The following is an 18,569-nucleotide window of genomic DNA, read 5'->3' on the forward strand; positions in this document are numbered from 1 at the left end:
CCACCGAGCCTTAGACGCGGCTTCAAGAAACACATTTTTGTGGGGGGCTCACTTGAGGACGCTTTTGACTTCCTCGATTGCGACGTAGGCGCAATCTTCGTCCAAGCCGCCATTCGGCGCGCCCGCAACGCCAAGTGCGCCAATCGTCTCCTCGCCGGCTTTGATAGGAACGCCCCCGGAAACAAAGTAGCCTGAAATATCTGTCAACGCTGCCTCATGCGCGCTGCCGATGAGGTTCTCGACCATCGCGCTTGTGGGGCTGTGCAACGATGCCGAGATGAGTGCCTTCTGCGCAGACGCGTTGATCGTGCGTGGATCGGCTTTCTCATAGCGTATCAGGGCGAGCAGGGCTCCAGATCGATCTGTCACCGCCGCCGACACATTGTAACCGTCTACCGCACACGCCGCGACGGCCATCTCAGCGATTTTGACCGCAAGCCTCGCTCTGAGGCCGGTCTCCCGCTCGGTGTCGTGGGCAAGCACAGAACTGGCGGCAAGCGCGCCTATGGCGGCGGCCAGTATGAAAGTCTTCATGTGAGATCTCTTCAGATATCGACCGTTGAGCGGCCCCGTTGCGGCAAATTACGTCGCCAAAAAAACCAACTGGGTTATCGCGACGGCGATGAATTCGCGAAATGCACTACCTACGCAGCCCGCCGGCTCGCCAAGGCGGCGAGCCCGCAGATGCAATGCCTCAGGTCAGGAAGCAGCGAGAGATCAAAGCGACCCGCTATCCGAAGCATTATCGTCGAGCGTCTTTCCATCGGTTGCCAATCGAGCATGGAGTTGGTCGATTGCGCGCTGGAAGACGGCGGGATCGTCGAGCGCCCGGGATAGGACGATCGCGCCCTGGATAGAGAGAACGGCGTCTTCCGAGAGGATGCGCGCCCGCTCAGCGTCGCGGCCCTGCCGGACGAGCGCTGCCTGCAGAGCGTCCACCCAGGCGACGAAGTAACCTCGGATGGCTTGGGCGAATAGGTCTCGTGTGTTGGTAACAGCCAAAGCGCCGACGAGACAGACGCGCCTGCCCGACCTGAAGTATTTCGCGGTTTCATCGAGCATCGCCGTGATCGCGGCATCGGCATCGTCTCCGTCTCGCAGGGGAGAATAGACGGAATTTTCAAACCATTGCTCGATTTCGACGAGCACAGCCTGGACCATTTCCTCCTTCCCATTCGGGAAGAAGTGGTAGAGGCTGCCCTTGCCAAGACCGGTGGCCTTGCCGATCAAGGCAAGGCTCGCTCCTTCGTATCCATGCTCGCGAAAAACTTCGGCCAGGGAGGCGACGGCGTCGGATCTTTCAGCGACCATGCGGGCCATGATCAGAGGCCCAGATCACTGAGGCTGGCGTGGTCGTCCGGACGACGGCCGAGCGGCCAATGGAACAAGCGATCGCCTTCAGCAATCGGCATTTCGTTGATGCATGCGTGCCGGTGCGCCATCAAGCCGTCCTCTGCGAATTCCCAGTTCTCGTTACCATACGCACGGAACCATTGACCATTATCATCGCGATATTCGTAGGCGTAGCGTACAGCGATGCGGTTGCCGGTGAAAGCCCAGAGCTCCTTGATAAGGCGGTATTCATGCTCCTTGTTCCACTTGCGTGTCAGAAATGCCTGGGCTTCTTCGCGGTTGGTGGCGAATTCAACGCGGTTCCGCCAGCGGGTGTCCAGTGTGTAGGCCAAAGCAACCTTGGCGGCGTCACGGCTGTTCCAGCCGTCTTCGGCCAAACGGACCTTTTCGATAGCAGTTTCGCGGGTGAAAGGGGGGAGAGGAGGACGTGACATGTTGATTTTCCTTTGCAAATCGTCTTTGTGTACTCATTGGTCAACTCTTTACTGATTGGTACAGTAGCTACGGCGATTTTGGGTGTCAACGATTTTTTTGAGGCGTTGCGAATTTTTTCCGACGGACGTTTCTGGTCGCGAACCGACGGCGGCGGCGTTTAAAGTGGCCAGACTAGTGCTGGCAAAGCGTGCGGCTGCGCGCTGGTATATTTCGGCAAATCTCAGCAGCGCCTGGGCATCCGCCACTCAGAGACCACCAGGCGCGGTGGGCGATGGTTTTGGTGGCGAAAGGGGTGAAGACCCAGGAAGATACTGTTCGTGCAACCACCACATTTCTGCGGAAACAGCACCGCCCTCGGACACGAAAGAGTAAACATGGGAAGGTAAATGGCGACTGACCCCGCGTCGCTGCGGATTGTATCCAACCGGATAGCATCGCTCCATGATCTGATGAACCGCATCGCGCTTAAGCGCTTCGCTAGTCGCCGATATCGTCATGGTGCTGTTCGAACAGCTAAATTAGGAGAGAAAGCTTCTATAAATCCAGGTGCTATCCGGATTACTGATCAATGGGCCGAGGGCCCAAACGATGACCCGAGGCCGTGCCGAAGCGTCCAGACCACCACACTGGGAAGCTAAACCCACCCGGTCCGAAGCCCAGGTTCTAAGTACTCATGATAACGCTGCCAGCAAAAGGAGATTTTAGATGGGCGATGTCAGTCCAACGGTAAGCATAACAACCGGCGTAGATCACATCGGGCTAACCGTTATGAACTTGAGCGCTTCCCTCGCTTTCTTCACGAACTGTCTCGGCTGGAGGTTATTCGGCGAAAAGCCCGACTATCCAGCGGCATTCGTTACAGACGGCCACCTCAAAGTGACACTTTGGCAGATCAAAGATCAATCTCACAGCCAAGGTTTCGACCGTCACCAAAATGTCGGGCTTCATCATCTTGCACTGAAAGTGCGGACCCTCGAGGACCTTCATCTGCTCTACGACAAGACCAGAGAGTGGCCCGATGTTCGTATTGAATTTAGTCCAGAAGCTTCTGGCACCGGGCCAAAAATCCACTTCATGATCTACGAACCGGGAGGATGTCGGATGGAGTTTTCTTGGGATCCGCGGTGATCCAGAAATTTCTATGATCGGGTCTCGGCCGATCAGAGCGAAACGAACATTTTCCACCAATTGTTTCATATTGAAGGAGGCTGACGTGCACCGTCAGCCCATCCAGCCGGAGCCGGAAAGCGAATTCGCCATAAAAAGCAGCCCTGCGCGCAGTTGTTCGCGATTGATGACGCCGCCGAGGCATACCCGGACATGCTCGTCAGGTGTGCCGAGAACGGTAAATGCGTCCGACGGCATCAAGCCAATATGACGCCCTGCCATGCGCCCCATCAGTTCCGCCCTGCTCGCCCCCGTTGGCAGCTTCAGCCAAATGTTGAAGGCCTCCGGCTCACCTTTGATGTCCAAGCCCGAAAGAGTATCAACCGCTATCTCGTGACGAACAGCGCTTTCCGCCCGGACAAACCGGCGAATGGCGTCGGCTGTTCCGTCCTCAATCCACCGCGTCGCGAGCGCCATGCAGATCGGTGACGGCATTACAGCGCTAGCTCGCATTGCCTGGGAGAGGGAATACGCAGCCTTTGCGCTAGGCGAAACGGTATAGGCGAGGCGCAGGCCTGCGCCAAGGCATTTTGCCAAACCGCCGATGTGCCAGGTGAGGTCGGGAGCCAGAGTAGCAAAGGGAACGGGTGCTGCGGCAGGAATGAAGCCATATGCATCATCCTCAATCAAGGGGAGCCTGTGGCGTAGAAGCACTTCGGCAATTTCCATGCGCCGGTCCCGTGGAACGGTCAACGTCGTGGGATTTTGAACCGTCGGATTGAGATAAAGAGCCTTCGGCTGGTGCAAATGAATAGCGGCGTCAAGCGCATCCGGCATAACGCCGGAAGCATCCATCGGAATTCCCACGAGTTGCAATCCCATACGAGCTGCGATCGCTCTCAGACCGGGATACGTCACAGCCTCACACAGGACAACATCGCCCGGTCTCGTCATCGTTGAAAGAAGCGCCGTCATCGTCGCATGCGCTCCGGGTGTTATTGCAATCCGTTCAAGACTTGGCACCATCCCTCTTTTTGAAAGCCATGAAGACGCTGCCGCTTTATCCTGTTCGCCTCCGGTCGTGGACTGGTAACGGAGAAGAGAGATCAGGTTGGCTGAGACAGTCTGCAGCCCATCCTGCATCCGCGCCACAAGGTCCGGATCCTGAGGTTCGGGAGGCATGTTCATTGACAAATCCTCGTCGCTGGCCCGACGTGGATCGATCCGATGCTCCTCCTTCGGCCGACCAAGGGCAAAGGTGCCCCTCCCGACATGGCTCTCCACAAGGCGACGCGAATGCGCCTCGTTATAGGCGCGACTGACGGTCGTGAAATCGATCCCAAGACGCTCGGCGAGCGTACGCTGTGGTGGCAGTCGGTCACCGGCCGCGATATCGCCGCGCTTGATCGCCAGTTCTATCGCATCGGCTATTTGAAGATAACGTGGCTTGCCGTCAGGGCGGAGTTGCGGGATCCATTTCAACATTTTATTTCGCGTCCGAGTTAAGATTGTTTCATATTGTATGGATAGAAAATTGTGTTTTCAAGCTGAAATTCGAGACAATAGCTCGCCCAGAATTTTAGCAAATGTCCGTCGTTTACGCTGTTTTCTTAGGCAGTTCGCATATTGAGAATGCAAAATTACGAAATTGAGAAAAATTATTGTATGGACATTGAACTGATTATTGATTCATTCAATTTCCTTCGTATCGTTTCTGCATCAACCCCGCTTAAGGAGATGCAGACATGCCTGAAGTAACGCAGCCGCCGCACAAGGATGGTGACTTCTTTGTCGACTACGAGTCCAAGGTTTTTGAGGACGTAAAAGCCGATCCTGGTGAAAAGGCGCTCGTAACCTTCCACACGATGGCGTTCGAAGGCTCCATCGGGCTTGTGAACATTCTCAACGCCATTCGCCTGCAGCGGAAAGGCTACGAGACTTCGATCCTTCTTTACGGCCCGGGCGTGACACTGGGGATCCAGCGCGGCTTCCCCAAGCTCGGTGATGAAGCCTTTCCCGGTCATCTGAACTTCAACAAGAACCTTGAGCGCTTCATGAAGGAAGGCGGAAAGGTCTATGCGTGTCGTTTCGCTCTGCAGGCCCTTTATGGGCACGGCGAACCGGCTCTGATCCCCGGCATCATCCCGATCCTGCCTCAGGACGTCCTGGACTGCGTGCTTCTGCACAAAAAGGCCAACGCCCTGATCATCGACACATGGACCGTCTGATTTGACCTCAACACCCCGTTCGGCAGCGAACGGGGTGCGCCGTTCCAGGTTATTCAAAGGAGCCAGTCATGCCCAAAACAGTACGTGCCGCAGCAGTCCAGATCGCGCCCGACCTGACGTCACGCGCCGGCACCGTCGAGCGGGTCCTCAATGCAATCGCCGAAGCTGCTGACAAAGGCGCCGAGCTGATCGTATTTCCCGAGACCTTCGTGCCCTGGTATCCCTATTTCAGCTTCGTTCTGCCACCAGTCCAGCAAGGCCCTGAGCATCTTCGGCTTTATGAGGAAGCAGTCACGGTACCATCAGCAGAAACACGGGCCGTCGCGGACGCCGCGCGCAAACGCAGTGCGGTTATCGTCCTTGGCGTCAATGAGCGCGACCACGGCTCGCTCTATAACACTCAGCTGATCTTCGACGCGGATGGCAGCCTGAAACTCAAGCGTCGCAAGATCACGCCGACCTATCACGAACGGATGATCTGGGGCCAAGGCGATGGCGCCGGCTTGAAGGTTGTCGACACTGCCGTCGGTCGCGTGGGTGCCCTGGCATGCTGGGAGCATTACAATCCTCTGGCCCGCTATACTCTGATGGCCCAGCATGAGGAAATTCACGCCTCTCATTTCCCGGGCTCACTGGTCGGCCCGATATTCGGCGAGCAAATCGAAGTCACCATGCGCCACCACGCGTTGGAATCGGGCTGTTTCGTGGTCAATGCCACCGGCTGGCTGAGCGAGGAGCAGATCGCATCTATTCATCCGGACCCCGCCTTGCAAAAGGGGCTGCGCGATGGCTGCATGACCTGCATCATCACGCCGGAAGGACGCCATGTCGTACCGCCGCTGACCTCGGGCGAAGGCATCCTGATCGGCGATCTGGACATGCGGCTCATTACCAAGCGCAAGCGAATGATGGATTCGGTCGGACACTATGCTCGGCCTGAACTGCTGCACCTTGTTCATGACACGACGCCCGCACGCGCACGCGAGCAGGTCGGCCTTTCAGGCGATTTTCCCGATGCAGAGCAAGACAAGCTATTTGAGGAGGTTCAGGATGCGTGAGCTGCCATCGATAGATCCGGAACTCATCAACGACCTCCAGACACGAGGAATGCGTCTCGTCGATCCGCGTGCTGGCCACGAGAGCAGGCGCGGTGGCGCAGGTCCTTCCGACCATAAGGCGGTCAATTTCGGAGACACAACCGTGATGGTGCCGGTACATACCGCACCCGCATTCGACAGTCCCTATCTCGTGGAAGCGCCCGATGCCGAGGGCCGCGCGCGCATCACCAGGGAAGGATCAGAAGTCGCCCGAATTCGATTTCCCAATCGGCCGCGTTTTTACGATCTGATCACGGCAGACGGCATTCCGTACAACAAGATCGCAGTTCTTCATTCGCGCGACGTACTTGCCACGACCATTCTGCAGACCTGCATTCGTTATGAAAGCCGCAAGAAGACCTGTCAGTTCTGTTCGATCGGCCAAAGCCTTGCCGCCGGCCGGACTGTCGCGCACAAAACTCCCGCGCAACTGGCAGAGGTCGCAAAGGCTGCCGTCGAACTCGACGGCGTCAAGCACATGGTGATGACCACTGGCACACCTGCGGGCAAGGACCGCGGTGCTGCCGTTTTGGCAGAGAGTGCGCGCGCGGTTAAGGCCGTCGTCGACCTGCCGATTCAGGTGCAATGCGAGCCTCCGGAAGACGATGTCTGGCATGAGCGAATGAAGAACGCGGGTGCAGACGCATTGGGGATGCACCTTGAAGCGGTGACACCTGAAGTCCGCGATCGGATCATGCCGGGCAAGGCAAGCGTTCCGCTTGAAAAATACTTTTCCAGCTTCGAGGCCGCAGTCAAAGTGTTTGGGCGGGGCCAGGTCTCGACCTACATCCTGGCGGGTCTTGGCGATACGCGTGAAGCCATCCTGGATATGTCTACCCGACTGGTTGCAATGGGCGTCTACCCATTTGTCGTCCCGTTCGTGCCTATCTCAGGCACACCGCTAGAAAGTCACCCCGCACCGAAATCCGATTTCATGGCCTCCATCCTGGCTCCCCTGTCGCAGATCATCATCGACGGCGGACTTAAGGCCTCGGATATCAAGGCCGGTTGCGGAAAATGCGGTGCGTGCTCGGCGCTCTCAACTTACGAGAAACTGAGGATCCCGGCATGAGCCTCATGGATCACTCCACCTTCATCTGCCCTGAATTCATCATCCGGGCAGCGTCGGAAACCTGGGAACTTCAAGGGGTATCTCGTCTTCGACACCAGGTGTTTGTAGAGGAACAGCGCATCTTCGTCGGCAGCGACCACGACGAAATCGACGCTCGTGCCATCCCCCTTGCGGCAATCACCACGTTGGCGGCCGAGCCTGCGGACGTCGTGGGCACTGTCAGGATCCATGAGCCAGAACCCGGCATCTGGTGGGGATCGCGGCTCGCGGTCGCCCCTGCATACCGTAGAGTTGGTCGGCTGGGTGCGGAGCTGATCAGGCTTGCGGTAAGCACCGCCAACGGCATCGGATGCCTAGAATTTCACGCCCATGTCCAGCTTCAGAACGTACCTCTTTTTCGCCGGCTGCATTGGGAGCCGCAAGGAGAGATCGACCTGCATGGCGTGCGGCACATGCACATGCTGGCTTCACTCGACCATTATCCCCCGACATGTGACCCGGCCACCGGCTGGTCGACTAGAGCAAGGAGGTCGTGATGGATGTCCATGCATTGGCGGCAGCACTCGCAGCTCACCCGTCTATTCGCAGCAAACTTGACATAGCAGGCACGACGCGGGCGCTCTCATTGTCTGCTGGAGCACCAGGAATGCCCGGCGACGATGCCGCAGCAATCCGAGCCATGGACGGCACCTGGGATCTGCTGGCTGGCGAAGGTTTTATGCCGCAATTCGTGCAGGACGATCCGTGGTTTGCCGGCTGGTGCGGTGTAATGGTGAACCTTTCGGACATCGCAGCGATGGGAGGACGCCCGACCGCACTGCTCGACACCGTGTGGGCTCCGGATACAGCATCCGCCGGGCCCCTGCTTGCCGGCCTTCGCGACGCAGCGATGGCCTACGGCGTGCCGATCGTCGGCGGGCATACCAACCTCCGCAGCAAAGATCTCAATCTTGCCGTTTCCGTCACGGGACGTGCAAAGAGGCTGATTTCCAGCTTTGCGGCCGCCCCTGGAGATGTGCTTATCGCAGCCGTCGATCATCGCGGTCATTACCGGCCGAGCTTCGACAACTGGTGCGCGGCCCTTGATGCACCTCATGAACGATTGCGTGGCGACTACGAGATCCTGCCGGAGCTCGCCGAGGCTGGTCTGGTGGATGCCGGAAAAGACATCAGCCAGGGCGGCATTGTCGGCACCGCGCTTATGTTGGCCGAATCCTCCCGCTGCGGGTTTGACATCGAGCTTGCTGACATTTCGCTTCCGGCAGGGGTTGCAGTCGAGCGCTGGCTGCGCACATTTCCGAGTTTTGGCTTCCTCCTTTCAGTTCGGCGGGAACGTGCAAACGAGGTCTGCTCACTATTTGGCGCTCGGGACATCAGCGCAGCTGCCATCGGTCACGCAACGGACAGTTCCCGGATCGATCTGACGAGCGGTGGCGCCAGGGCAACGTTCTGGGACTACGCGGCAGCCCCCTATATCGCGCTTGCAAAGGAGATAGCCCATGCCTGAAGTACGCTTTACAATCCGATGGCCTGATGGGACGGAGGAGAGCTGCTACTCGCCCTCGACCGCCATAACGCACCATCTCGAAGCCGGATGCACCTATCCGCTGACTGAATTTATCGACCGTGCCCGCACCGGGCTGAACGAGGCATCAGACCGCGTCGCGGCGAAATTCGGCTTCGCCTGCTCATCCGCACTCGACCAACTGGCAAAGATCGAAACGACAGCTGCCGCTCAGCCGGCTGACGCCAAGGTCACCTGCCTCTCGATGTCATGAAAGGGTTTGTTATGACCGACGATACTGTACCGCACGTTCCAGTTCTCATCATCGGAGGCGGCCAGGCTGGTCTTTCTGTCAGTTGGTATCTCATGCAGGAAGGGGTCGAGCATGTCGTTCTTGAGCGCCGTCAACGGTTCGAGAGTTGGCGCAACAATCGCTGGGACAGCTTCTGTCTGGTCACGCCAAACTGGCAGTGCCGGTTGCCAGGCTGGCCCTACAAAGGCACGGCTCCGGACGGCTTCATGCTGAAAGAGGAAATCGTCGATTACCTGGACGGTTTTGCCGAAAGCTTCAATCCGCCGCTGCGCGAGGGGGTGGACGTCACGCATGTCTCGCCTCGCGACAGTGGTGGATACTGGATCGAGACTAGCTCTGGCAACTTGACTGCAGACCAGGTTGTGGTTGCCACGGGCGGCTACGACAACCCTATCGTGCCGTCCTACGCGGCAGATCTGGACGCTTCTATCCTACAGATGCACTCGCGCGATTACAGGCGTCCGTCGCAACTACCAGATGGCGGAACCTTGATTGTGGGCACAGGGCAATCTGGCGTGCAGATCATGGACGACTTTCATCTGGAAGGTCGTCCAGTGCACCTGGCAGTAGGGCCCGCTCCGCGCAGCCCGCGCAAATACCGCGGGCGCGACGCAACCGACTGGCTTTACGATGCAGGAACGTATGCCGTCACGATCGATACCCATCCCGATCCCATCAAAGCCTTGACCCAGACCAACCATTACATGTCCGGGCGCGACGGCGGCAAGGAGATCGATCTGCGCAAATACGCCCTGGAGGGCGTTCGGCTATACGGATCGGTCGCGGGTGGCTCCGGCACAACGATGATGTTCCTGCCCGACCTCGAGAAGAACCTTGATGATGCTGATCGGAGCTACCTGGGTATACGCAAGCAAATCGATGCCTGGATCGCCACGCAGGCAATTAATGCTCCAGAGGAGCCCCCATTTGAAAAGGTTTGGCGTCCCGCTCAAGAAATCACCGAAGTTGATCTGACGGAGGCAGGCATAACGTCGATCATTTGGGCGATCGGTTTCCGCCCGGATTATTCGTGGCTGAAGGTCGACTGCCTGGATCAGCGAGGCAAGCCGGTGTTTCGTCGCGGTGTAACCGATGCACCTGGTCTGTATTTTATTGGTCTTGGCTGGCTGAACACATGGGGCTCCGGCCGATTTCTTGGCATCGACGAGGACAGCCGGTATCTCGCCGAACAAATAGTAGCACTCCAAAAGAACAGGCTGGCTGCATGAGCACTGTTCAGCTCGCCAGGCACGAGGGGTCGGAGCTAATCGAACGCCACGTGCTAGGAATGGCGGAAATGGGGTACAGCGGCATTTCGGAGCAATGGCTGAAGAGACGTGCGGGTGATTTGCACTGGCGACTGATTGCGCGCGCTATGGGGCAGCGGGATGCTGTTTTCATTTGCTCAGAGGGCCAGCCACTCTACGCGGCTTTTTGTGCGACCAGCTTGCAGTTCGTAAGACCTCATCTTCCACGATTGGGCGGGGAGATGACACTGGCCGCGGATCTCTTCCGCGTCGGTCACGGGCGTCTGGCGTCGCTTTTGCGCATCTACGTAGGCAGCAACATTGCCGGTCGAATGATTTTGGTCTCGACCTTTGTGGGACGTTCCGAACCGGGGATCAACCGATCTGTCGTCCGGCGGAGCCCGCGAGCGCTAGCGATGCCGCCCGAGGCGCCCCTCGCGGTTCGTCGCGTTGCCGAGATGGCCTCGGCCGCCACGCGAGACATTCGCAACAACAATTTTAAACTCTCCGGGATGTCACAAACACAGATGGTCCTGCCGTGCCCGGCGACAGACTTCAATGCCGCCAGACTTCTCTATTTCCCGAGCTACAGCGCTTTAGCTGACCGGGGATTGTTCCAAGCAGGAGAGATGCATACCGGGATGATCGCCTCGCGGAATGTAGTTTATCTGGGTAATGTAGAGCCGGGAGAATGGATGGAAATCAACTTCAAGAAGCTGCCGTCAGGGTATGAAGTCTTCCTGAACTGTCAAGACTGTCGACCTTTGGCGTTGATGCGCGTACGTTTCGACCGTGGGAACGACAGCTCTATAACCGCTTAACAACGCGACGCAATCGAAAAGAAATGTCGGCTTCAAATGCTGCTACGGCAACTCATGCGATACCGTCTTGCTTAGTCTAGCTCTTGATGAGATTCGCACTTACGACCAATATGTTATAAATTCGGCGAAGTGGTTGGTTAGAAAGAATCTCCCGCCCAATCTTCATGGCCGTGCCGTATGCGGATGGCGAATACGCTCCCGTCTTCAATGACGCGGTACACGACAGGGTGAGCCTTGAAAGGATAGATCCTGACAGGAGGAGAAATCTCATGGCGTTCGCGTGCCATTCTTGGGTTGGTGGCGATGAGTTCGAGCAAGGCAAAAAGCTCATCGTGATATTGTCTGGCGACTAGTGCTCCGAAGATGCGGATGCCTTCTTCTGCAATGGAAATAATATCCTCTTCCGCTTGGACAGATAGGCTAAATGGCATTACGCTCGTCCGCGGCTGATGTCAGCTCGAGAAGTGGCTAAAGCAAACAACTCTTCCGTTGAACGGCTACCAACTCCGCTTCTGATCCCGTCGTCGACAAATCGCTGCATCTCGGCAATCTTGTCCGTACGCGCTTGGTGTCTGCGGATCAGGTCCCGGACATAATCGCTCGCGTTCGAGTATCGACCAGTCTTGGTCTGTGCTTCAACCCAATCTTTCATGAGGTCTGGGAGAGATACATTCATCGTCGCCATTCAAGTCTCCCTAATGCCTCAACATACTTGCTGATGGCAAAGTTTGTCAAACTAATGATGAGGTCGCAATTACAGCTCTTGATGGGAACCGACCGCTGCACGCTTGATTCGGCTAAGCTGCTATTTGGCGTATCATTAATCCTCCTCTGGACGCTTCTCAGGCAGCAGTGAGGGGTCCGCCAGTACACGAAATAGTCATACGTCCTCGGGATAGAGACGAGGGAAAAGGGTATCGAGCGCTTGGACTGGAAAGCGCAGCGACACAGGCCCCTTTTCGGTAACTGACGCAAGCAGGCCCTCATCCGTCAGCGCCTTTAGAACGCGCCGCGCCGATCGATCTGGCAGGCCAGTGATACGCGAAGCCTCTCCGCGCTCAAATTCTCCGCGCACAAGGGCTTCCTGAAGTAAGGGCGCGCACTCGTCAGGCAAAGTTTCCTGACGATAGACATAACGCTTGATGCGTCCCCCTAGTGTTTTGAGGTCAAACAGGCTGTCCATGTATTCGAGCTGATCGAGACACACGCGCAGAAACCAACTGGTGAACAGTTTCAGTCCCTTGAGCGACAAGGTTGCCCCGTTCATCGCGGTCGCCCTGACGTGGCTCGTCTGCCCAAGCCATATGCTGCTTATATTCGGCGCGTCCTTCATGCCCCCCGCCAAGCCTCGAGCCAAGCCGCGGGAAACTGACCAGAGACCATGAGCTCCCACTCCGGCCGCTTGTGCCATCGCATGACTCATCCAACGGCTAACTCGGCCGTTGCCGTCTGGAAACGGATGGATGTAGTTGAAACGGTGATGCGCGGTCGCCATCGCAAAAAGGCGGGCGCTACGGCTGCTCCCGACTGCCATCATCGCTTCTCCTGGAGCCGGCTGGAAGGCGAACCGCTGATGGAAGTAGGCCATGAAATCGGGCACGCGATCGCTCGCGGGAGGCAAATGTCTGCCGACCTCGACGTCCTGCCCCTCCCCTCGCCGCCATTCGCCGGGCGTCATAACAAAGCTGTGGTGGTTACCGACAATCGTCAGCATCTTTACTGTTGCGCCATCATAAAAGGCGCGGTGAAGATAGCGGATGAATTCTATCGATGCAGGATCAGGCAACATGCCTGCCGCCTCTCGCTCGTCGATCTCCTGCTGAACACGATAGTGGGCGACGGCTTCGATCTTGAGGTCGCGCCGATCGTCCTCGGGCTCAATTCCCTGCAGGGCCTGCTCGATCTCACGTGGCCGGGTGTTGTGGCCTTCGATCAGATTACTATAGTAGGTGTTCATGATCCTGAAGGTGCGGGCCAGTTGGGCTGCGGTCAGGATGGAGGGCCCGGCCAAGTCGTTCGGCCCTAGCGACAATCTCAAGCGAAAGGTCCAGCAGTTCGCCGCTGGGATGCTCGATACGCGCCGGTTCGATGCGGGTAGATGCTTCTTAGACAGTAATTTTGGCCGATATCCAGTTTCCTTATATCATTTATATATATGGGATTTTTGTCGATTCACCATCATATTTGGCCGATCTTTTGGCCGATGTTGTCGCGAGTACTATAGCCCCGTCATCAAGACACGACCCACCCAATCACCAAAAAGAACTCGAGCAATGACACTCGGTTAGTCTTCCCTGGCAAATCTTGGCGAACTTCTGGCCTCTCCACTGCGATGTTCATATTAGTTTACCCGCCTTGATTAGATACGAACCGGCGACCCCGTCGCTTGGGTCACTTGTATTTGCATCAATTTGCGCTCGGAGTGCCCGGTCTTAGGCCACGCAAAGCGGGCAAAACGCTATGGACAGCCGCAACAGGAAAAACAGGCCATTCGGATTTGATGAAGATTGGACCCGCGGCAATCATATGGCTGACATTTGTGATAAAAAGATCAAAACATCCAGCCCCCAGAGCGCCACCGCCTTGAGTTTATGTCCCCTATGGGTTACATAAACTCATGTTCACGATTAGGCGCACCCGTGATTATGCGGACTGGATCAAAACGCTAAAAGACTTTCGTGCTCAAGCTCGAATTGCCGACCGCATTGACCGTCTCGCTGCGGGAAATCCTGGGGATGTAAAGCCAGTCGGCGAAGGCGTGAGCGAACTCCGCATTAATTATGGGCCTGGTTATCGTGTCTATTTTGTCCGGGACGGGTCGGTCGTTTATGTTCTTCTTTGCGGTGGCGACAAGGGTACCCAGGACAAAGACATTCGATTAGCTAAAAAACTAGCACAGCAATTGAAGGAGTAATCGCATGCCACTTGAGACATTTGAGTACGACTCCGCCGAATTCCTTGGGAGTGAGGAAGCGATCGCTGAATATCTTTTAGCTGCTAGCGAAGATGGAGACGCAAACCATATCGCTCGCGCTCTTGGTGTTGTCGCGCGCGCGCGCGGCATGTCGGATCTCTCTCGGAATACCGGACTTACGCGACCTGCTCTCTACCGAGCATTAAGTGGCGATGGCAACCCAGAGTTTGGGACGATTGCGAAGGTAGCTGACGCCCTTGGTTACAGGCTAAATCTTGTTTTGAAATCCAGCAGCGGTTCGAACGCCGCGGCGAAGTGAACGGCACATTCGAACGTTTTCTACACGCTTTTTGGGCTCGAGACAGACCGAGGTAGCCGATTTCTCATGGTTTAAGCTCTTGAACGGATTCGAATCAGCGACCCTGTCGGTTTTGGTAGGCTATGAAACTGCTAACGAGTTACGCAAAAACACCAATTGCTAATTCGCGCACGTGCCGAGGATCGGCGACATCAGCTTGATGTGGGCATCAATCCGTTCCAACACTCTATCGGGTAGAACAGCTCGTTCAGGCAGAGACCACCAAGACTGGTTGACGCGCTCGACGGTCTCCGTAACAGCCTTCAGCACAGCAGCTTCAGGCAGTCGCGCACGATGCGCGAAGACTTTCCATCGCTGGGCGTTCATTGCCTTGAACGGCCTTTCACCGGCCAGCGACAGTGCCATGGCATCCGACGGAATGTAAGGGACTGTCGAGAGCACATCATAGACTGGGGCGAGTGCCGGCTTGTTGCCCTTCCCATAATAAATCAGCGACCAATTCTTGAGGTGCATGTCGCCATTGCCTGTCAGGACTGCCAAAGCCAGTCGTCGGACGAACTCGAGGGCTGCCGCTGAAGAAACGGCGATCCCAACAGCCACAGCGATATCATGATATGCGGCCCCCTCATATTTTTGAGACGGATAGACGCCGAATACCTGAGCGAAATCTTCGATATGGATGCGTTCACCACCGGCAACGCGATCGAAACGTTTGACGAGGAGGACTTTGCCGTCGGACAATGTCTCAAACTCCTCCGGAATACCCTCGAACTGCGATTGTTCCACGAGCTCGCGTTCCGGCACGTCCATACCAACCGCTTCGGCCAATGCGAGATTTGCAAATTCGTTTTCCGAGACAGCGGGAAATGATGTTGATGGAAACTTGGCTATATATGAACCCTGCTCGTCGCCTAAGGGGATCGTCAGACCGCCGCCCTTGCCTGTGTTTTTGATGACGGAGAGTTTCATCTGCACACCGGCGAGCGAAAACCGGGCCTTCGGTCTGGGGGTTGTCAAACCCTCATTACGAACAACGCTGCCTTCGCTCGGCACAATTCGGACAGCCCCCGGCAGATCCGATCCGAGTGCCGCAAGCAAATCGAAATCATTTCCTGCTCGCACGCTGCCTGAATGGTGCCTCTCCATCGCCTCGCGCAGTTTATCCTCTGGAAGAAGGTTCGCAAAGAACGATGGCAAAGCCCTTGCGACAGGCTTCGGGTCCTTCCGCAAACCCCCATGTGCCGCGCGAAATGACAAACTGAGCACTGGGAACCCACCCGTCTGTCGATAGCTCTCCTCAAAGCTGAACGCGTTGAAGTCTCCAGGCGTCCTCACGATCATACCGACCTTCAGGTCATTCAGCAGCACGTCCAGTGAGGTTATAGATCTTGGATCAAGAGGCGCATCAGACATTGCCATCACCATCAGGACTGGCGACGAAAGCAGGAAGGTCATCTTCGGCGCCACCTGGCTGCAGTAAAGCTTCAACCGCCGGGACCATCGCTTGAGGGATGAGCATCAGTTCCAGACCAAGCGCACGACCAATGTTGATCAGAGTGGTCGTACGGGCAGCGCTGGCTCCAGCCTCAATCTCTCGGTACCGCGGTCGCGATATACCCGCCATATCCGCAACCTGCTCCTGGGTGAGGCCCAAAGTCTTGCGCGACGTCTTGAGCAGCCGCCCTATGTCCTGAAGAGCCTCCGAATCCGACTTCATATGATACCTTAACGATTCATCTTTCCCATTATGATATGTTTACGTATCTCACAGCATCTGCTCATGTCAAACCAAATGCCACTAATAGGGACCATATGAGGCTAAAAGATCTTCTTACATATCAATTTTGTTTCCTCCACTGAGACAATCTAGGCACCGAAACTGGAGGCACACCCGAAATACACCCTACTTTAAATGTCCGCTCCTATCCGCCTGGCAACATGCCTGCCTCTTGATAGCTTTGGATCATCGTGTCGAACAGCGAGATGTCGGACCTGCTGCGTGCAAGAAGCTGCGCACCGGCGATCGCGGCGAAGATTGATCTTGCCCGCGCATCGCTTCCCTTCTCATCCGTCAGGCCGGCATCGAGCAGCCGCTCCGCTAGCCAGGCGATATTGACGTCAGCGAAGGTCTGCACCTCTGTCCTGACCTGTTCAGGAAGATCATCATACTCCGCGCCGAGGAAGCTGCCGAGACAAAGGCGATTGCCGTTCTCCAGCGACATTCGGAACGTCTCCGGATACTTTCGGAGAGCAGCCTTCGGATCGCCTTTTACGTCGGCGACTTCTTCGAGCCACGCCTTCGTGTCCTGCCAGTAGCGCTTTGCGATCGCGGCTGCGAGATCGGCCTTGCTTGGAAAGTGGTGATAGATGCTGGCCGCCTTGATGCCGACTTCGGCCGCTAGCTCGCGCATGTTGAGCCCCCCATAGCCGTGCGCTTGGGCGCTTAAACGCCCTGCGGCCAGTATGGCTTCCCTCGCATTCCCGGACATAATTCCCAAACTCCGTTTTTATCCTAACAAATGTTAGATAGGGGTTGACGGCCTATTTGTAAAGCACTAGCTCTGTACTGCCTACCAACTGTTAGTTAGAGAGAGCGCCATGAGCAACGAACTGATTTACTCCGATGCCACCAAGCTGGCAGAACTCATCCGCAACAAAGACGTATCGCCTGTCGAAGTCGTTCGGGCACATCTCGACCGCATCCAGGCGGTCGACCCCCAGGTCAATGCAATCGTGACTGTCGCCGACGGAGCGCTTGAAGCCGCCCGCCGAGCAGAAGCCGCCGTCCTTGCTGGTGAGGAACTCGGCCCACTGCACGGCGTGCCGTTTACCGCCAAGGATTCGATCGACACAGCCGGCGTCCTGACGCTGCGCGGTTCGCCGATCTTCAAGGGCCGCACGCCAGACCGTGACGCCACAAGTGTCGCCCGCATGAAGCAGGCAGGTGGCATCCTTCTTGCCAAGACCAATCTGCCGGAATTTTCCTACTGGATTGAAAGCGACAACCTGTTGTCCGGACGCTCCAATAACCCATGGGATTTGGAGCGCACGCCAGGTGGGTCAAGCGGCGGTGAATCCGCCGCCATCGCTGCAGGCATGTCGCCGATCGGTCTGGGAACTGACCTTGCAATTTCCGTCCGTGGTCCTGCTGCGCAGACTGGCATCACCTCGATGAAAGCGACCCATGGGCGCGTGCCGATGACCGGCATCTGGCCACGTGCGCCGCGTCGCTTCTGGCACGTTGGCCCAATGGCTCGTTCGGTGCGTGACATCGCACTGGCCTTCTCGCAGCTGGCAGGCCCGGACGGGCAAGATGCATTCGCCTCCAGCACGGTTCCTTTCGACGCAGGCATTGGCCGGCAGCCATATCGGCAGCTTCGCGTGGGTTGGATGGTCGGACCGGGATTCGGCCCTGTCCATCCGGAAGTTGCCGCCACAGTTAAGGCTGCTGCCGAGGCGTTGAAAGGCCTGGGTGTCTCGGTCGAGCATGTCGGTATCCCCGCGCTGGAGAAGGACTTCGCGCTTGACGTCTTCAACCGTCTCCACGTTATGGAGATGAAGCCAGCCTTCCGTGAGGCGACCGCTGGTCGTCGAGAAGACGAACTTTACAAGATGGCAAAGACAATGCTGTCACTGCCCGACACCTCCATGGATGACTACATCGACGCCGAACAGGCCGCCGAGCGCCTGCGTGATGGCTATGCTGATTACTTCTCACGCTACGATGCGCTCATCACCCATGTCTTGCCAATTCCAGCCCATAAGCATGGCGTCGAGGAATTTGTGATAGATGGCCAGACAGTCGACGCCACTTACCTCCAAGGCGCTACCGTGCCTCTTAATGTCACGGGTCTGCCAGGCGTCTCTATGCGATTTGGAACAAGTAAGGAAGGATTGCCGATCAACGTCCAGATCGTCGGTATGTGGCAGGCTGAATCGACTATCCTTCACATCGCATCCCTGCTTGAAAACGTCAGCTCGACACGGGCGATGCGGCCTCAGCTCTGAATGCTACTAACTATTCGGCACGGCGTTCTTAAGTGGGAAGGCCGTGTTCCTTCGCCACATCGGCGATTAGGTTAGGATTGCCTTTAGGGGCGTTCACCTTGAAAGGAGTCGAACCGCGGACCACCGCCTCTTGCGGGCTAACTAGCTCAAA

The 18,569-nt window shown here is 56.9% G+C and carries 22 protein-coding genes; 12 read left to right on the forward strand and 10 right to left on the reverse strand.

Annotation, left to right across the window (positions count from 1 at the left end):
* Positions 1 to 48: 48 nt before the first annotated feature.
* The 3 genes from ACQZ5Y_RS17905 to ACQZ5Y_RS17915 all read right to left on the reverse strand — a co-directional run bounded on the left by ACQZ5Y_RS17905 (position 49) and on the right by ACQZ5Y_RS17915 (position 1,787).
* Positions 49 to 534, reverse strand: a complete 486-nt coding sequence (locus ACQZ5Y_RS17905) for a GlcG/HbpS family heme-binding protein (RefSeq protein WP_174051302.1) — start codon at positions 532 to 534, stop codon at positions 49 to 51.
* 183 nt (positions 535 to 717) lie between these two features.
* Positions 718 to 1,320: a TetR/AcrR family transcriptional regulator gene (locus ACQZ5Y_RS17910; RefSeq protein WP_080802486.1), complete on the reverse strand. Its 603-nt coding sequence runs from the start codon at positions 1,318 to 1,320 to the stop codon at positions 718 to 720.
* Positions 1,321 to 1,322: 2 nt separating this feature from the next.
* Complete coding sequence (locus tag ACQZ5Y_RS17915) at positions 1,323 to 1,787, reverse strand: nuclear transport factor 2 family protein (RefSeq protein ID WP_035201061.1); 465 nt, start codon at positions 1,785 to 1,787, stop codon at positions 1,323 to 1,325.
* 706 nt (positions 1,788 to 2,493) lie between these two features.
* Between ACQZ5Y_RS17915 and ACQZ5Y_RS17920 the strand changes: the two genes are divergently transcribed.
* Positions 2,494 to 2,916, forward strand: coding sequence for a VOC family protein (locus ACQZ5Y_RS17920; protein WP_035201064.1), 423 nt, complete (start codon positions 2,494 to 2,496; stop codon positions 2,914 to 2,916).
* A 93-nt stretch (positions 2,917 to 3,009) separates the two neighbouring features.
* Here the strand turns inward: ACQZ5Y_RS17920 and ACQZ5Y_RS17925 are convergent, their stop codons facing one another.
* Positions 3,010 to 4,380, reverse strand: coding sequence for an aminotransferase-like domain-containing protein (locus tag ACQZ5Y_RS17925; protein WP_174051300.1), 1,371 nt, complete (start codon positions 4,378 to 4,380; stop codon positions 3,010 to 3,012).
* Positions 4,381 to 4,640: 260 nt separating this feature from the next.
* Here ACQZ5Y_RS17925 and ACQZ5Y_RS17930 point away from each other — a divergent pair, with 260 nt between their 5' ends.
* The 8 genes from ACQZ5Y_RS17930 (at position 4,641) to ACQZ5Y_RS17965 (ending at position 11,177) form a co-directional block, all read left to right on the forward strand.
* Complete coding sequence (locus tag ACQZ5Y_RS17930; protein ID WP_035201066.1) at positions 4,641 to 5,123, forward strand: MSMEG_0572/Sll0783 family nitrogen starvation response protein; 483 nt, start codon at positions 4,641 to 4,643, stop codon at positions 5,121 to 5,123.
* A 68-nt stretch (positions 5,124 to 5,191) separates the two neighbouring features.
* Positions 5,192 to 6,181 carry a Nit6803 family nitrilase gene (locus ACQZ5Y_RS17935; RefSeq protein ID WP_174041383.1) on the forward strand — a complete coding sequence of 330 codons (990 nt, stop codon included), beginning with the start codon at positions 5,192 to 5,194 and terminating at the stop codon, positions 6,179 to 6,181.
* Entirely contained in the window at positions 6,174 to 7,292 is a 1,119-nt protein-coding gene (locus ACQZ5Y_RS17940) for an MSMEG_0568 family radical SAM protein (RefSeq protein ID WP_112496443.1), read from the forward strand. The genes ACQZ5Y_RS17935 and ACQZ5Y_RS17940 overlap by 8 nt, the downstream gene beginning before the upstream one ends.
* On the forward strand, positions 7,289 to 7,828 hold the full coding sequence (locus tag ACQZ5Y_RS17945; protein ID WP_174051298.1) for an MSMEG_0567/Sll0786 family nitrogen starvation N-acetyltransferase: 540 nt from the start codon (positions 7,289 to 7,291) through the stop codon (positions 7,826 to 7,828). Before ACQZ5Y_RS17940 ends, ACQZ5Y_RS17945 begins: the two co-directional genes overlap by 4 nt.
* Complete coding sequence (locus tag ACQZ5Y_RS17950) at positions 7,828 to 8,799, forward strand: sll0787 family AIR synthase-like protein (protein ID WP_174051296.1); 972 nt, start codon at positions 7,828 to 7,830, stop codon at positions 8,797 to 8,799. The genes ACQZ5Y_RS17945 and ACQZ5Y_RS17950 overlap by 1 nt, the downstream gene beginning before the upstream one ends.
* Positions 8,792 to 9,070, forward strand: a complete 279-nt coding sequence (locus tag ACQZ5Y_RS17955; RefSeq protein ID WP_174051294.1) for an MSMEG_0570 family nitrogen starvation response protein — start codon at positions 8,792 to 8,794, stop codon at positions 9,068 to 9,070. The genes ACQZ5Y_RS17950 and ACQZ5Y_RS17955 overlap by 8 nt, the downstream gene beginning before the upstream one ends.
* Positions 9,071 to 9,081: 11 nt before the next feature.
* Positions 9,082 to 10,338 (forward strand): MSMEG_0569 family flavin-dependent oxidoreductase, encoded by a 1,257-nt coding sequence (locus ACQZ5Y_RS17960; protein WP_174051292.1) that lies wholly within the window; start codon positions 9,082 to 9,084, stop codon positions 10,336 to 10,338.
* Positions 10,335 to 11,177, forward strand: coding sequence for a Pnap_2097 family protein (locus ACQZ5Y_RS17965; protein WP_236763189.1), 843 nt, complete (start codon positions 10,335 to 10,337; stop codon positions 11,175 to 11,177). Before ACQZ5Y_RS17960 ends, ACQZ5Y_RS17965 begins: the two co-directional genes overlap by 4 nt.
* A gap of 137 nt (positions 11,178 to 11,314) precedes the next feature.
* Here ACQZ5Y_RS17965 and ACQZ5Y_RS17970 read toward each other — a convergent pair whose 3' ends face one another.
* From ACQZ5Y_RS17970 to ACQZ5Y_RS17980, 3 genes are all read right to left on the reverse strand, one after another.
* On the reverse strand, positions 11,315 to 11,608 hold the full coding sequence (locus tag ACQZ5Y_RS17970) for a type II toxin-antitoxin system RelE/ParE family toxin (protein ID WP_112683011.1): 294 nt from the start codon (positions 11,606 to 11,608) through the stop codon (positions 11,315 to 11,317).
* Positions 11,608 to 11,862, reverse strand: coding sequence for a type II toxin-antitoxin system ParD family antitoxin (locus tag ACQZ5Y_RS17975; RefSeq protein WP_112683010.1), 255 nt, complete (start codon positions 11,860 to 11,862; stop codon positions 11,608 to 11,610). The genes ACQZ5Y_RS17970 and ACQZ5Y_RS17975 overlap by 1 nt, the downstream gene beginning before the upstream one ends.
* Before the next feature lie 195 nt (positions 11,863 to 12,057).
* The gene (locus ACQZ5Y_RS17980) at positions 12,058 to 13,188 is read right to left on the reverse strand and encodes a Fic family protein (RefSeq protein ID WP_236763191.1); all 1,131 of its coding nucleotides are present in this window, start codon (positions 13,186 to 13,188) and stop codon (positions 12,058 to 12,060) included.
* A gap of 606 nt (positions 13,189 to 13,794) precedes the next feature.
* Between ACQZ5Y_RS17980 and ACQZ5Y_RS17985 the strand changes: the two genes are divergently transcribed.
* On the forward strand, positions 13,795 to 14,091 hold the full coding sequence (locus tag ACQZ5Y_RS17985) for a type II toxin-antitoxin system RelE/ParE family toxin (RefSeq protein WP_003519134.1): 297 nt from the start codon (positions 13,795 to 13,797) through the stop codon (positions 14,089 to 14,091).
* Positions 14,092 to 14,095: 4 nt separating this feature from the next.
* Positions 14,096 to 14,410 carry an addiction module antidote protein gene (locus tag ACQZ5Y_RS17990; RefSeq protein ID WP_065689125.1) on the forward strand — a complete coding sequence of 105 codons (315 nt, stop codon included), beginning with the start codon at positions 14,096 to 14,098 and terminating at the stop codon, positions 14,408 to 14,410.
* 159 nt (positions 14,411 to 14,569) lie between these two features.
* On the opposite strand, the gene ACQZ5Y_RS17995 is transcribed toward ACQZ5Y_RS17990, so the two are convergent.
* The 3 genes from ACQZ5Y_RS17995 to ACQZ5Y_RS18005 all read right to left on the reverse strand — a co-directional run bounded on the left by ACQZ5Y_RS17995 (position 14,570) and on the right by ACQZ5Y_RS18005 (position 16,899).
* A complete protein-coding gene (locus ACQZ5Y_RS17995; protein WP_174051367.1) occupies positions 14,570 to 15,823 on the reverse strand; it encodes a type II toxin-antitoxin system HipA family toxin in 1,254 nt (417 codons plus the stop codon).
* A complete protein-coding gene (locus ACQZ5Y_RS18000) occupies positions 15,816 to 16,127 on the reverse strand; it encodes a helix-turn-helix domain-containing protein (RefSeq protein WP_025591181.1) in 312 nt (103 codons plus the stop codon). Before ACQZ5Y_RS18000 ends, ACQZ5Y_RS17995 begins: the two co-directional genes overlap by 8 nt.
* Positions 16,128 to 16,332: 205 nt before the next feature.
* Complete coding sequence (locus ACQZ5Y_RS18005; protein ID WP_174051288.1) at positions 16,333 to 16,899, reverse strand: TetR/AcrR family transcriptional regulator; 567 nt, start codon at positions 16,897 to 16,899, stop codon at positions 16,333 to 16,335.
* 109 nt (positions 16,900 to 17,008) lie between these two features.
* On the opposite strand from ACQZ5Y_RS18005, the gene ACQZ5Y_RS18010 reads away from it, so the two are divergent.
* Positions 17,009 to 18,418: an amidase gene (locus ACQZ5Y_RS18010; protein ID WP_174051286.1), complete on the forward strand. Its 1,410-nt coding sequence runs from the start codon at positions 17,009 to 17,011 to the stop codon at positions 18,416 to 18,418.
* The last annotated feature ends 151 nt before the right edge of the window (positions 18,419 to 18,569 follow it).

The organism is Agrobacterium sp. A3-95 (assembly GCF_053521785.1).